Raw genomic sequence first — 12953 nt, forward strand, 5'->3', positions numbered from 1 at the left:
GCATCGAGATGCAACAGCGCCCCCTGCATTTTAAGCTGCTGTCACACTTCACCGAAGTCAGTGAATATGCATCGCTCTGGCTGCAGGTGACGCTGTCACCCTCGCTGCACGCCGTAAACCCCTCCATGGGGCTCCGCTGCCGCATCCCTGCGGCAGAGGGCATCGAGATGCAACAGCGCCGCCTGCATTTTAAGCTGCTGTCACACTTCACCGAAGTCAGTGAATATGCATCGCTCTGGCTGCAGGCAACGCTGTCACCCTCGCTGCACGCCGTGAACCCCTCCATGGGGGCTCCGCTGCCGCTTCCCTGCGGCAGAGGGCATCGAGATGCAGCACCGCCGCCTGCATGTTAAGTTGCCGTCACATTTCACTGTAGCCGGTAAGTGTGCTGAGTTGGGGATGCAGGCGACGCTGTCACCCTCGCTGCACGCCGTGAACCCCTCCATTGGGGCTCCGCTGCCGCTTCCCTGGGCAGAGGGCATCGAGATGCAACAGCGCCCCCTGTATTTTAAGTTTCTCTCACACTTCACCGGAGTCGGTGAGTATGCATTGCTCCGGTTGCAGGCAACGCTGTCATCCTCGCTGCACGCCGTGACCCCTTCCCTGATTTTGGATGGCGTACTATTCATCATCAGGGGCTGACCTGTCATTTTTTTGGCTGAATTCTATAACCTACTGAAAATTATCAAATATAAAAGTTGGTGCGGTATTTGCCTTTATCTCCATAGACGACATAAAAACGCCAGTAAACTGGCAGCAATCACCGAGGTGAGTGATGGAAGTTAACGCTAATAACCTGTATCAGGAAATGCAAAACATGATCAGTCAGGCCAGACTGACTGAAAATCAGGTTCAGCCCCAGGAGCTGGTGCAACAGAACCAGTCTGCTAGCGAGTTCTCGACCATGCTTCAAAACGCCGTGGACGGGGTGAACTCAATGCAACTGGAGTCAAAAGACATGCAACAGCGCTTTGAGCTGGGTGACAAATCATTAAGCCTGGCCGAGGTCATGCTGGCCAAGGAAAAATCCGGAATCGCGTTTGAAGCCACCATGCAGGTGCGCAATAAAGTGCTGGAAGCCTACAAACAAATTATGAATATGCCGGTGTAAGTGGGGTAAGTCATGGCAGAAGCAACGGGCAATGATATCGCCGTTTCAGATCAAAACGCGTCATCGGAGAATGAGCCGGAGAATAAAGCCGGATTTATGGATACCCTGGGCAGCGCCGACATGGTGCGCCAGATGGCACTGGTGGTAGTGCTGGTTATCTGTATCGCGATCGCTGTTTTTATTCTGATTTGGGCGCAGGAGCCTGACTACCGGCCATTGGCAAAAATGGAAACTCAGGAGCTTATTGAGACCCTGGACTACATGGATGCTAACCAGATTGACTACAAGCTGGAGGGGAACACCCTTTACGTCCGGGCTGATGAATTTCAGAATATCCGCCTGGGTATGGCGCGTCAGGGCCTGACCCAGACAGAGCAGAATGGCTCTGACATCATTATGCAGGACATGGGCTTTGGGGTGAGTCAGAGGGTTGAGGCTGAACGCCTTAAACATGCCCGAGAGCAGCAAATTGCGTCAACTATTCAGGACATGTCCGGGATTCAGAAAGCCCGCGTGTTACTGGCAATGCCTAAAGAAAACGTGTTTGCCCGGCGTGAGAAAAAAGCCTCGGCAACCGTGGTACTGACCGCAAAACGAGGTGCGGTGATAAGCGGTGAAGAAGTCGATTCAGTGGTCGATATTGTGGCCTCAGCGGTACAGGGCATGGAGCCTTCTAAAGTCACAGTGACTGACTCAAACGGCCGTCTGCTTAATTCCGGCTCACAGGACTCAATGAGCGCCCGTGCCAGAAAAGAATACGAAATTGAACAAAAGCGCGAGCAGGAGTACCTGGATAAAATCGACTCTATTCTTATTCCGGTTCTGGGCGTGGGCAACTATACGGCGCAGGCCGATGTGACCATGGATTTTACTGCCATGGAACAGACACAGCGCAGCTATAATCCGGACTTACCAGCCGTACGCAGTGAAATGATCATTGAGGAGAACAGTGTTGGCGGGGGCGCAGGTGGCATTCCCGGCGCGCTGACAAATCAGCCGCCGCTGGAGTCCAATATTCCTGAAAATGCCGTGGGAGAAAGTACTCAGCAAGCCGCGCCAGGCCGCACATCAAAGGAAGAAACCCGCAACTATGAGCTGGACACCACCATCAGTCATACTAAAAAGCAAACGGGTACCATTCGCCGTCTGAGTGTGTCAGTCGCGGTTGACCATGTACGCAGCACAGCGGAGGACGGCAGCATGGAGTCCTCACCCCGTTCGCAGGAGCAACTGCTGAATATTCGGCGCTTACTGCAAGGCGGTATTGGCTTTGATGTGACCCGCGGCGATTCACTTGAGGTTGTCAGTGTGCCCTTTACCCGGGTTGACAGTGGTGAGATTGAAGAAGTGCCGCTTTGGGAGCAACCTGGTTTTTTACCTATACTTAAGCTGGTCATTGGCGGGCTGGTCATCATGGTATTGATTATCTTTGTTATTCGCCCAATGCTGCGCCGCCTGATCAACCCAGAAGAAACCAAAGAAAGTGATGACTTTGATGCAGACGAAGGACTGGATCTGGGGGATGAAACCATTAGCATGTTGTCTACGGACTTTGATGAAGGACAGGTCGGTTTTGCCCAGGATGGCTCGCTGATGCTGCCTGACCTGCACAAAGATGAAGATGTGCTTAAAGCGGTACGTGCCCTGGTCGCCAATGAACCTGAGTTGTCAGCACAGGTGGTGAAAGGCTGGTTATTGCAGGATGAATAAGAGATAGCAAGATGGCTGAAGAATTACAAACCACCGAAGAGGAAATAGGCTACGACGTTAGTAAGCTGGAAGGCGTCGAGAAAGCTGCAATCCTGCTGCTGAGTCTGTCTGAAGAAGATGCCGCGCAGATCCTTAAGCATCTTGAGCCAAAGCAGGTTCAGAAGCTTGGGTCGGAGATGGCAAAAATTGATGACATGACGCAGACCAAGATAACAGCCGTCCACAAGTATTTTATTGAGGATATTCAGAACTACAGCACGATAGGCTTCCAGAGTCAGGAGTTTGTGCGTAGTGCGCTAACCGCGGCACTCGGCGAAGATAAAGCCGCGAACCTGATTGATCAAATCATGATGGGCTCTGGCGCCAAAGGCCTTGATTCATTGAAATGGATGGACTCCAAGCAGGTGGCCAGCATTATTCGCAACGAACACCCGCAAATCCAAACCATTGTGTTGTCCTATCTGGAAGCCGAGCAGAGTGCCGAAATTTTGGCGCAGTTCCCGGAGAAGGTCCGGCTCGACTTGCTGATGCGGATCGCCAACCTCGAAGAAGTTCAACCTGCCGCACTACAGGAGCTCAACGAAATTATGGAGAAACAGTTTGCCGGTCAGGCTGGCACGCAGGCAGCCAAAATGGGTGGCCTGAAATCTGCCGCCGATATTATGAATTACCTGGATACGGCCATCGAAGGTCAGCTGATGGATGCCATCCGCGAGCAGGACGAAGAAATGAGTCAGCAAATTCAGGATCTGATGTTTGTCTTCGACAACCTGGTCGATGTCGACGATCGCGGCATTCAGGCTATTCTGCGCGAAGTGCAGCAGGATTCGCTGCTTAAAGCCATTAAAGGTGCCGATGAAGAACTGAAGAACAAGATCATGAAGAATATGTCCAAGCGTGCCGCTGAGATGCTGCAGGATGACCTGGAAGCGCTTGGACCGGTGCGTATTTCTGAAGTGGAAACCGCGCAGAAGGAAATTCTGTCTGTGGCCCGCCGTTTGTCAGATTCAGGTGAGGTCATGCTTGGCGGTGGTGGCGGTGAAGAATTCGTCTGACCAGGCAGCATAAACTATGACCAATACTAAGCGTTTTACGGAAGCAGAGCATTCCGATGCGAAAGCCTGGGATTTGCCGTTTATTGACGATCCCCAGAAGGCTGAACGCGACGCTGATAAGACCAATGCGCTGAATAAACGTTCAAACTGGAAGTATGAGCCGCCGGAAGAAGAAGAGGAAGTCCTGCCACCTACGGCTGAAGAAATTGAAGCAATTCGCCAGGCCGCACATGAAGAGGGGTATCAGGAAGGTTTTCAGAAAGGCCATAAGGAAGGCCATCGACAAGGCAGTGAGGCAGGACACGAAGAAGGTCAGCAGCAAGGCTATGACGAGGGCTATCAAAAGGGCCTTGAGACCGGCCAGAATGTTGCAGATGAGCGTGCTGGTCAGTGGCAGGCATTGCTCGATACACTGCACGACCCCTTAAGCCAGGTCAATCTGGAAACCCGCGAACAACTGGTAAAACTGGCGGTATCGCTGGCCAAATCGGTGATCCGCACCGAAGTCAAAAGCAGTGAAGATGTGATCATGCAAGCGTTGTCAGAAGGCATGAAGGTGCTGCCGGTGAATGAAACCCAGTATCGCATTCAAATGCATCCGGACGATATCGAGCTGGTGAAAAATCATCTTGGCGATGAGGACATCGCGGCTAAAGGCTGGCAATTTGTTGAGTCACCCGCTATGGCGCGTGGTGGCTGTGATATCGCTACTACGCAAAATGCGGTGGACGTGTCGATAGAGCGACGCAGCCGCGATGTGCTTGAAAAATTTCTGATGGACCAGGGGATTCGTGATGACTAGTCCCTGGGGCTCGTACTTTGCAGACCTGAGTGAAAAAGTGACGAGCCCGCCGGTGGTCGCCGCCGGAAAACTGGTGCGTGGTATCGGCCTGACCCTCGAAGCGGTTGGCTGTCAGCTACCGGTCGGTAGTCAGTGCCTGGTGCAAACCATCGATGGCGAAATTGAAGCTGAAGTTGTCGGCTTTGGCGATGACATTACCTACCTGATGCCTACCGAAGCCGTGCGAGGCATTGTTCCGGGCAGCCGCGTACTGCCCCTTAACCGGCAAAGTGGACTGGCAGTAGGTATGAATTTGCTGGGACGGGTAGTGGATGGTAATGGTCAGCCGCTGGATGGGCAGGGCGCAATTACCACGGAGACCCGGGTGCCAACTATTAAGCCGCCAATCAATCCGTTATTGCGTCGCCCGATAACCCGCCCGCTGGATGTCGGCGTACGTTCGATCAATGCCCTCAACACGGTGGGTATCGGGCAGCGAATGGGGCTATTTGCCGGTAGTGGTGTTGGAAAAAGCGTACTGCTGGGCATGATGACCCGGGGCAGTCAGGCCGATGTGGTGGTGGTCGGGCTGGTGGGCGAACGTGGCCGTGAGGTGAAGGAATTTATTCACGACATTCTTACCGAAGAAGAGCGGGCGCGTGCGGTGGTTGTAGCGGCACCGGCCGACACGTCTCCGCTAATGCGTTTAAAAGGCTGTGAAACCGCCGTCACGATTGCAGAGTATTTCCGCGATCAGGGGATGAATGTGCTGCTACTGATCGACTCGCTGACCCGCTATGCCATGGCGCAACGTGAGATTGCGCTGGCCGTTGGAGAGCCGCCCGCGACCAAAGGCTATCCGCCGTCAGTCTTTGCCCGGCTGCCAGCGCTGGTTGAGCGCGCCGGCAACGGTTCGGATCGTCAGGGCTCCATTACCGCCTTTTATACCGTACTGACCGAAGGGGATGACCTGCAGGATCCCGTGGCCGACACAGCCAGAGCCATTCTTGACGGTCATATTGTTTTGTCACGCAGTCTGGCAGACAGTGGCCACTATCCCGCCATCGACATTGAAGCCTCGATCAGCCGGGTAATGCCAGCAGTCGTCAGTGACGAACACCTGCTGCAGGCGCGCAGAATACGACAGGTCTACTCCACCTATAAGCAAAACCAGGATTTGATTTCTATTGGTGCGTATAACAAGGGAACGGATCCACGTATTGATTTAGCAATCCGCGCGGAACCCGCGATCAATGCGTTTTTACAGCAGGGAATGAAAGATATCCTGCCCTATGATGAAAGTCTGGAAGGCATGACTGCGCTGGCCAAAGGCTTAGGTGACGGGAGTCGCGGATGAGTCAGCAACTCGCACGCGTTGCCCAGTACGAACGGGATAAAGAGCAGCAGTTCGCGCAGGCATTTCGTCAGGCTCAGGCGTTTGTGAATCAGCAGCGCCAGAAACTGGCCAACCTGGAACAATACCGGCTGGATTATCTGAAGAATATTCAGCAAACCGGTAAGGCCGGCGTAGGCGCCAAGCATTATCACCAGCACTTGTCCTTTGTGGGTAAGCTGGACAGCGCCTGTCTACAGCAAAATCAGCATATTTCTCAGGCTGTGCTGGCAGCCGATCAGCGTAAACGCCAGTGGCTTGAACAACAGCGACGGTGTGAAGCTGTGGAGACACTGCTTGAAAAGCGGCGCATGGAAGTCGCAAGGAAAGAAGAGAAAGCAGAACAGGATATGCTGGATGAGTTTGCTACTCAGGCATATTATCGTCGCAAAAACCATGCGTTTTAAGCACCCGAAACTCACCTTATCTCAGATTACGTACACTATTTATTAAAATTGGAATACTCCTTGCTGACTACTTCAGTGTGCACCAGCACAAGGTGTTGATACCGGTTAGCGGTATACAACAGGGAAAGTACACCGGCCCAGACAGGCCGCGGGCTTTCGGGAAGTCAGATGGTACCGTGCTACCACAGGGTAAAACGACATGATGCAACAACTTGCCGCTAAACAATCAGATATTGCCGCCCTTGATATTGGCAAAAGGGAGACAATCGGGACGTCGAGAGAAAATACGTCACAAACGTCCTTTACCGACGTTATCCGCGAAGTATCGTCACAGACGCCATCGACGGAAAAATCGCAAAGTAAACCGGCTGCATCGCCCGTTACTGATAATAAAGCAGTGAGGTCTGGCGAAACGGCATCGTCGGCGTCTGACACCGCCAGTGAAAACAAGGTGTCCCGTGTCGAGGTAAAACGTGGTGAAGAACATGCATCGCTTCCGAATAAAGATCCGCTGGAGAAAAAGCAGCCTCTGCCGGGTGACGGCGACGCTGTTGCGCAGTGGATTGAGGAGCAGGAAGGCGACGTTGACTGGCTGGCATATGTTGATGCCGTGCAGTCTGCCGACCAGAAATTGTCCGAACAGGATCGTAAAGCGCTAATTGACAATGAGCTTGATTCAGAAGATGCGTTATTGGCAAAGGCCATGCTGGCACTTGAAGAAGTTGCACACCCCCCGGCTGACTCTGATGGCCTTATCACCCTGACTGACAGTGCAGGCAAAACCTTCACGACGTCTATTGGTCCGGTGATTGAGCAAATTGTAGGCAAACTCAATGACGCCGAAGGCTCGGACAAACATCAGCAGGATCTTCAAGCACTGGCCGGTGTGCTGCTGACGCTGCAAAAAGAAGGCGAAGTGAGCATTGACAGTGATACGGTGATGACCAGGCTGGCTGACGCCTTACCCGCAGTCGATGCCAAAAAAGGCAGTGAGGCCGAAAAAGTCAGCGAATTAATTGCCAGCGCACTGAGTCAGGCAAACGCAGAAAACAAAAACCAGTCTCAGGATGAGGGAGACGAGGCACTGTTGCTCTCCTTAATTCAGAACGAGCTGAGCGCTGCCGATAAGAAAAAGAGTGACAGCCAGCTCAGCGCCGGGAAAGACAACGCCAGCATAATGTCGTCAGCAATGAATGCCACGTCGCAGATGGCCAGCGATGACAATTTGTCACAACTAATGCAGGACATGCAGACGATGTCGGACGCGTCCGCTGAGGATATGACGGACGCACTGAGCAGTAAAATTGTGGCGCTGATGCCCAACGCCAGCAGTGAGCAGCAACAAACGGTGAAAAATGCACTGATCTCGGGGATCAATGAAATTCAGCAGCAGCTGAGTAAAGGGCATGAGCCGGGTATTGATTTAAAAACGGTGATCCAGCAGGCGATGACCGAAGCGAATATTGCACAGTCTCAGTCAGTAATGACACAGATTGAGCAACAGGCAGCGCAGTTGCATCAGGTTGTTAGTACCGCGCAGCAAACCATGCAGCAGGTTCTTACTTCGCAGATGGTATCAGCCGATGCGGTGATACAGGAAAACAGCCAGATCCGCAGCGAGTCAGGCAAGGGGCAACAAAGCACTGATGCCATTGACAATAAACCCGTCAACATCACCAAGGCAGAAGGACAACAGCAGCTTCAGGAAAAAATCAGGTGGATGGTCAACAGTCGCAGTACGCTGGCTGAAATTCGTCTTGATCCCCCTGAGCTGGGAAGTATGCAGGTACGGGTGAATATGAATGGTGACGCTGCCAGTGTTAACTTTGTGGTGCAGTCACAGCAGGCCCGGGACGCGCTGAATGATGCCATGCCACGCCTGCGTGATATGTTAAGTGAGCAGGGTATTGAGCTGGGAGAATCGTTTGTACAGCAGGAAAGCGGCGATGGCAGCGGCGAAGCTGACGGTCAGGCCGGCAGCGGTAATGGACAGTATGCCAGTGAGTCGGATGAAGACACCGAGGTTCGCGAACAGCCTCTGACCCGCCAGGAAACCGGCGGTATTGACTATTATGTGTAAGTAGCAGGAATTTCGACGTAAGCAGCATTGCGATTTGTGACTGAACCTTGATAATAAGCGTCCATCGTCACTACAAGGGAAAGACATGGCAGAAGAAGAGTTACAAATAGAAGATAGCGGCAAAAAGGGCAAGTTGATGATTATCATCATTGCCGTGGTGCTGGTGCTTGGCGGCGGCGCAGCATACTTTCTGCTGTTTAGTGGCAGTGATGAGCCTGCAGCACAGCAACTCGAGGCAACACAAAACAGCGCGCCGACACCACAGCAGCAAAATGCTGAAGTTGGGTCTGCATTGTATGTGGCCATGCCTCGTCCGTTCGTGTTTAACGTGCCGGGCAGCGGACGTGACCGACTGGTTCAGATAAAAGTACAGTTAATGGTGCGCGGCTCGGAAAATGAAGAAGTCGCCAAGTCGCACATTCCGTTGATAGAGGGGACCCTGTTGCAGGTTTTCAGTACCTCTAACGCGGATGATTTAGTCACCGAAGCCGGAAAAATTGAGTTGCGTGATCAGGCCGCCAGTGAGGTGCAGCGCGTAATGAATGAAATTGCCGGTAGTGATGTGGTTGAACGTGTATTGTTCACCGGTTTTGTAATGCAATAACAGGATGACACTGTGAGCGATTTATTATCCCAGGACGAAATTGACGCGCTGCTACACGGCGTTGATGATGTCGAAGAAGAAGAAGCTGGCGAAGGCGAGTCAGATGCGTCTGCGCTGGAGTATGACTTTTCCTCTCAGGACAGGATCGTTCGTGGGCGTATGCCAACACTGGAGATTGTTAACGAGCGCTTTGCGCGGCACATGCGGGTAAGTTTGTTTAATATGATGCGCCGCTCTGCCGAGGTCTCGATCAATGGCATACAAATGATCAAGTTTGGTGAGTACATACATACGCTGTTTGTACCGACCAGCCTGAATATGGTGCGCTTCCGGCCGCTCAAAGGAACGGGGCTGATTACCATGGAAGCGCGTCTGGTGTTTATTCTGGTAGACAACTTTTTCGGTGGTGACGGACGTTATCACGCGAAAATTGAGGGGCGTGAATTTACCCCGACCGAGCGGCGAATTATCCAGATGCTGCTGAAAATTATTTTTGAAGATTATAAAGAAGCCTGGGCGCCGGTAATGGATGTGTCCTTCGAGTATCTGGACTCCGAAGTGAACCCGGCCATGGCAAATATTGTCAGCCCGACAGAAGTGGTAGTGATTAGCTCATTTCATATTGAGCTGGATGGTGGTGGCGGTGACTTCCATGTTTCGTTGCCGTACAGCATGCTGGAACCGATCCGCGAATTACTCGATGCCGGTGTACAAAGTGATAAAGAAGACACCGATCTGCGCTGGAGTAAGGCACTGCGTGATGAAATTATGGATGTGAATGTCGCGCTGACCACCCATATGCTGGATGTGGATATTCCGCTTCGCAACATTATGGAGTTTAAGGAAGGGGATATTATTCCGGTGGAGATGCCGGAACATATCACGGTACTGATTGAGGATCTGCCGACATTCCGGGCCAAACTCGGACGCTCCAGAGACAACCTGGCACTAAAAATTACTGAGAAGATCCCACGGCCTACCTCCGTGAAATCAGAACTGCAGTTATTAACCCGTGGCGGACGCATTATTGATAACGATGCCGAGCTGCAAGTACTCGAAGAAGACCTGTAATGAAGGGGAATACCCATGAGTGAAGAAGACGGTATGGACGATTGGGCAGAAGCCATGGCAGAGCAGGAAGAAGCAGAAGCCGGCGGCGATGAAAACAGTAATGCCGCGGGTGATGAACACGCCTCTGCTGACGATGATGTCAAAAAACCGGAACTGGACGAGCTGGAAGATGAGTCCCTGTCCGGTGATGAAAAGAAAAAACTGGATACCATTTTAGATATCCCTGTGACTATCTCCATGGAGGTAGGACGCAGCCAGATTAGCATTCGAAACCTGCTTCAGCTGAATCAGGGATCGGTGGTCGAACTTGATCGGGTGGCGGGTGAGCCACTGGATGTGCTCGTGAATGGCACGTTGATTGCTCATGGAGAAGTAGTAGTGGTCAACGACAAGTTTGGTATTCGGTTAACGGATGTTATTAGTCAAATCGAAAGAATTAAAAAGCTCAGGTAAAACATCATTAAAATCAAGGGTTTGCGCTTTGCTGCCCTTGCTTTTCTGCTTTTCTGCCAGCGCGCAGAGCGATAACTCCCTCACCAGTGTGAAAAGCGTAGTGTCAATTTTCCTATCACTATTATTAGTGATTGGGATTATTTTTGCGCTTGCATGGGTGATGCGACGGTTTAATGTCGCTCACGCCGGCAGTGGCCAGATGAAAGTAGTCGCCAGCATGGTTGCCGGGACCAAAGAGAAAATCATGGTTATCGAGGTGGGGGATGAACAACACCTGGTCGGTATCACGCCTAATCATATCTCGCACTTAAGCAAGCTGGAAACGCATCTAAAGAGCAAGCAGAGCCCGCCCGGCAGTGGCGGTGGGGCCGATCAGTTTAAGCAAAAGCTGGTACAGGCTATGGCCGGGAAAATGAATCCGGCGGTGAAGCAGGAGAACAAACATGACTAAACGTCACCTTTGTCTCATCACGCTTCTTCTCGCCACGATTGGCTATCTGGCGCCTGCCCATGCCCAGCAGGGGATTTCCGCCGTCACCGTAACCAGCAATCCGGATGGCAGTCAGGACTACACTATGACCCTGCAGGCGCTGTTTATTATGACGGCGCTGAGCCTTATCCCAGCCTTCGTACTAATGATGACGTCATTCACCCGCATCATTGTGGTGCTGTCAATCTTACGTCAGGCCATCGGTCTGCAGCAGTCGCCGTCAAACCAGATCCTGATTGGGGTCAGCCTGTTTTTGTCGATGTTTATCATGATGCCGGTGTTTGAAGAGATCAACGAACGTGCCCTGCAGCCCTATCTGGATGAGGAGATGACGTCAAAAGAAGCCTTTGATGAAGCCAAAGGCCCGATGCGAGACTTTATGCTGGCACAAACCCGGGTAAAGGATTTAGAAACCTTTGTCACCATAGCCGGTGAAGAAGACAAGTACGATGATCCCCGCGATGTATCGTTGAGCATTCTGATCCCCGCGTTTGTTACCAGTGAGCTGAAAACCGCCTTTCAGATTGGTTTCATGCTGTTTATTCCGTTTCTGATCATTGATTTGGTGGTCGCGTCGATTCTGATGGCCATGGGTATGATGATGCTTTCGCCGATGATCGTGTCTTTGCCTTTCAAACTGATGTTGTTCGTGCTGGTGGATGGCTGGAACCTGGTGTTCGGCACGCTGGCGAACAGCTTCGGCATGGGCGTGTAGGGGGACGTATGGCACCAGAGGTCTTTGTTGAAATTCTGCGCGAAGCCATGTTTATGGTGATTGTGCTGGTGTCAGCCGTCATCGTGCCCAGTTTGATAGTAGGGCTGATAGTCGCGGTCTTTCAGGCTGCCACATCTATCAACGAACAGACCATGAGTTTCCTGCCACGTCTTATTGTAACCTTGCTGGCGCTGAGCTGGGGGGGAAACTGGCTGGTGCAGCAGTTAATGGACTTTACCTTCCACATGGTCGAGCTGATCCCTCAGGTCGTGGGCTGAGTCGGGCACGCTGCCATGGAATTTGACCTAAGCACTCTTAACCAGTTTCTTGCCGATTTGCTGCTGCCATTTCTGCGCATTAGCGGACTGTTTGCGGCGATGATCGGCTTAAGTGCGCGTTCGGTATCACCACAGCTACGCGGCATGCTGGCTATACTGATTTCGCTAATCATTATTCCTGTTGTGCCGCCGGCACCGGTGACTGATCTGGTGAACCTGGGTACCTTTGTGCTGGGTATACAACAATTGCTTATTGGCGTGGCAATTGGCTTTATATCCATGCTGGTGCTCAACACCTTTGTGCTGGCAGGTCAGATCATTGCGATGCAGACTGGTCTTGGTTTTGCCTCTATTGTTGATCCGGTTAATGGCATCAATGTCCCCGCTGTAGGCCAGTTTTACCTTATTCTGGCCACACTGTTGTTCTGGGCGCTGGACGGGCATCTGGCCATGATCCGCATGATCGTAATGAGCTTTGAGGCATTTCCCATTGGCGATGTATGGTGGACCGGTGAGCAGTTTAAAGCCATTGCTCACTGGGCGGGATGGATGTTTGTGGCTGCACTGACGCTGTCTCTGGCACCCATTGTATCACTGCTGGTCGTCAATCTGGGGTTTGGCGTGATGACCAAAGCAGCGCCGCAGCTGAATATTTTCAGTATCGGCTTTTCAATCGCTCAGATGATGGGACTCATTATTATCTGGGTCACACTGCCCAATTTCACGTCGCATTTTACCAGTCAGTGGGAGCGGGCCCAGCAGTTTATGTGTGAACTTTTACGAATTTGTCCGAGTTAGGCTAAAC

General features: G+C 52.1%; 16 protein-coding genes. All 16 read left to right on the forward strand.

The window, feature by feature from the left end; all coding sequences use genetic code 11:
- Positions 1-8: 8 nt before the first annotated feature.
- The 16 genes from IE054_RS00790 (at position 9) to fliR (ending at position 12946) form a co-directional block, all read left to right on the forward strand.
- Positions 9-353 carry a hypothetical protein gene (locus IE054_RS00790; RefSeq protein ID WP_189403187.1) on the forward strand — a complete coding sequence of 115 codons (345 nt, stop codon included), beginning with the start codon at positions 9-11 and terminating at the stop codon, positions 351-353.
- The gene (locus tag IE054_RS00795) at positions 328-642 is read left to right on the forward strand and encodes a hypothetical protein (RefSeq protein WP_189403188.1); all 315 of its coding nucleotides are present in this window, start codon (positions 328-330) and stop codon (positions 640-642) included. The genes IE054_RS00790 and IE054_RS00795 overlap by 26 nt, the downstream gene beginning before the upstream one ends.
- 133 nt (positions 643-775) lie before the next feature.
- Positions 776-1111 (forward strand): flagellar hook-basal body complex protein FliE, encoded by a 336-nt coding sequence (gene fliE, locus IE054_RS00800; RefSeq protein WP_189403189.1) that lies wholly within the window; start codon positions 776-778, stop codon positions 1109-1111.
- A gap of 12 nt (positions 1112-1123) precedes the next feature.
- Positions 1124-2821, forward strand: a complete 1698-nt coding sequence (fliF, locus tag IE054_RS00805) for a flagellar basal-body MS-ring/collar protein FliF (RefSeq protein ID WP_189403190.1) — start codon at positions 1124-1126, stop codon at positions 2819-2821.
- A gap of 11 nt (positions 2822-2832) precedes the next feature.
- A complete protein-coding gene (gene fliG / locus IE054_RS00810) occupies positions 2833-3876 on the forward strand; it encodes a flagellar motor switch protein FliG (RefSeq protein ID WP_189403191.1) in 1044 nt (347 codons plus the stop codon).
- Between the two features lie 16 nt (positions 3877-3892).
- Positions 3893-4678, forward strand: a complete 786-nt coding sequence (gene fliH, locus IE054_RS00815) for a flagellar assembly protein FliH (RefSeq protein ID WP_189403192.1) — start codon at positions 3893-3895, stop codon at positions 4676-4678.
- Positions 4671-6014 carry a flagellar protein export ATPase FliI gene (gene fliI / locus IE054_RS00820; RefSeq protein ID WP_189403193.1) on the forward strand — a complete coding sequence of 448 codons (1344 nt, stop codon included), beginning with the start codon at positions 4671-4673 and terminating at the stop codon, positions 6012-6014. The genes fliH and fliI overlap by 8 nt, the downstream gene beginning before the upstream one ends.
- Entirely contained in the window at positions 6011-6457 is a 447-nt protein-coding gene (fliJ, locus tag IE054_RS00825; protein ID WP_189403194.1) for a flagellar export protein FliJ, read from the forward strand. Before fliI ends, fliJ begins: the two co-directional genes overlap by 4 nt.
- A 199-nt stretch (positions 6458-6656) precedes the next feature.
- The gene (locus tag IE054_RS00830) at positions 6657-8537 is read left to right on the forward strand and encodes a flagellar hook-length control protein FliK (RefSeq protein WP_189403195.1); all 1881 of its coding nucleotides are present in this window, start codon (positions 6657-6659) and stop codon (positions 8535-8537) included.
- A gap of 85 nt (positions 8538-8622) precedes the next feature.
- Positions 8623-9141: a flagellar basal body-associated protein FliL gene (fliL, locus tag IE054_RS00835; RefSeq protein WP_189403196.1), complete on the forward strand. Its 519-nt coding sequence runs from the start codon at positions 8623-8625 to the stop codon at positions 9139-9141.
- Positions 9142-9153: 12 nt separating this feature from the next.
- Positions 9154-10212, forward strand: coding sequence for a flagellar motor switch protein FliM (gene fliM, locus IE054_RS00840; RefSeq protein ID WP_189403197.1), 1059 nt, complete (start codon positions 9154-9156; stop codon positions 10210-10212).
- 15 nt (positions 10213-10227) lie between these two features.
- Entirely contained in the window at positions 10228-10665 is a 438-nt protein-coding gene (gene fliN / locus IE054_RS00845; RefSeq protein WP_189403198.1) for a flagellar motor switch protein FliN, read from the forward strand.
- Between the two features lie 100 nt (positions 10666-10765).
- A complete protein-coding gene (gene fliO / locus IE054_RS00850; RefSeq protein ID WP_373293781.1) occupies positions 10766-11116 on the forward strand; it encodes a flagellar biosynthetic protein FliO in 351 nt (116 codons plus the stop codon).
- Positions 11109-11870 (forward strand): flagellar type III secretion system pore protein FliP, encoded by a 762-nt coding sequence (gene fliP / locus IE054_RS00855; RefSeq protein ID WP_189403200.1) that lies wholly within the window; start codon positions 11109-11111, stop codon positions 11868-11870. Before fliO ends, fliP begins: the two co-directional genes overlap by 8 nt.
- 8 nt (positions 11871-11878) lie before the next feature.
- Positions 11879-12148: a flagellar biosynthesis protein FliQ gene (gene fliQ, locus IE054_RS00860; RefSeq protein WP_189403201.1), complete on the forward strand. Its 270-nt coding sequence runs from the start codon at positions 11879-11881 to the stop codon at positions 12146-12148.
- A 15-nt stretch (positions 12149-12163) separates the two neighbouring features.
- The gene (gene fliR / locus IE054_RS00865) at positions 12164-12946 is read left to right on the forward strand and encodes a flagellar biosynthetic protein FliR (protein ID WP_189403202.1); all 783 of its coding nucleotides are present in this window, start codon (positions 12164-12166) and stop codon (positions 12944-12946) included.
- The last annotated feature ends 7 nt before the right edge of the window (positions 12947-12953 follow it).

It is taken from the genome of Alteromonas halophila, assembly GCF_014651815.1.
Taxonomy (GTDB): Bacteria; Pseudomonadota; Gammaproteobacteria; order Enterobacterales; family Alteromonadaceae; genus Alteromonas; species Alteromonas halophila.

Excerpts from the sequence above, each read along its gene's own strand:
- IE054_RS00790 (WP_189403187.1), top strand. The coding sequence starts at position 9 with ATGCAACAGCGCCCCCTGCATTTTAAGCTGCTGTCACACTTCACCGAA.
- fliQ (WP_189403201.1), top strand. The coding sequence starts at position 11,879 with ATGGCACCAGAGGTCTTTGTTGAAATTCTGCGCGAAGCCATGTTTATG.
- fliR (WP_189403202.1), top strand. The coding sequence starts at position 12,164 with ATGGAATTTGACCTAAGCACTCTTAACCAGTTTCTTGCCGATTTGCTG.
- fliG (WP_189403191.1), top strand. The coding sequence starts at position 2,833 with ATGGCTGAAGAATTACAAACCACCGAAGAGGAAATAGGCTACGACGTT.
- fliI (WP_189403193.1), top strand. The coding sequence starts at position 4,671 with ATGACTAGTCCCTGGGGCTCGTACTTTGCAGACCTGAGTGAAAAAGTG.
- IE054_RS00830 (WP_189403195.1), top strand. The coding sequence starts at position 6,657 with ATGATGCAACAACTTGCCGCTAAACAATCAGATATTGCCGCCCTTGAT.
- fliP (WP_189403200.1), top strand. The coding sequence starts at position 11,109 with ATGACTAAACGTCACCTTTGTCTCATCACGCTTCTTCTCGCCACGATT.
- fliJ (WP_189403194.1), top strand. The coding sequence starts at position 6,011 with ATGAGTCAGCAACTCGCACGCGTTGCCCAGTACGAACGGGATAAAGAG.
- fliL (WP_189403196.1), top strand. The coding sequence starts at position 8,623 with ATGGCAGAAGAAGAGTTACAAATAGAAGATAGCGGCAAAAAGGGCAAG.
- fliN (WP_189403198.1), top strand. The coding sequence starts at position 10,228 with ATGAGTGAAGAAGACGGTATGGACGATTGGGCAGAAGCCATGGCAGAG.
- fliF (WP_189403190.1), top strand. The coding sequence starts at position 1,124 with ATGGCAGAAGCAACGGGCAATGATATCGCCGTTTCAGATCAAAACGCG.
- IE054_RS00795 (WP_189403188.1), top strand. The coding sequence starts at position 328 with ATGCAGCACCGCCGCCTGCATGTTAAGTTGCCGTCACATTTCACTGTA.
- fliH (WP_189403192.1), top strand. The coding sequence starts at position 3,893 with ATGACCAATACTAAGCGTTTTACGGAAGCAGAGCATTCCGATGCGAAA.
- fliE (WP_189403189.1), top strand. The coding sequence starts at position 776 with ATGGAAGTTAACGCTAATAACCTGTATCAGGAAATGCAAAACATGATC.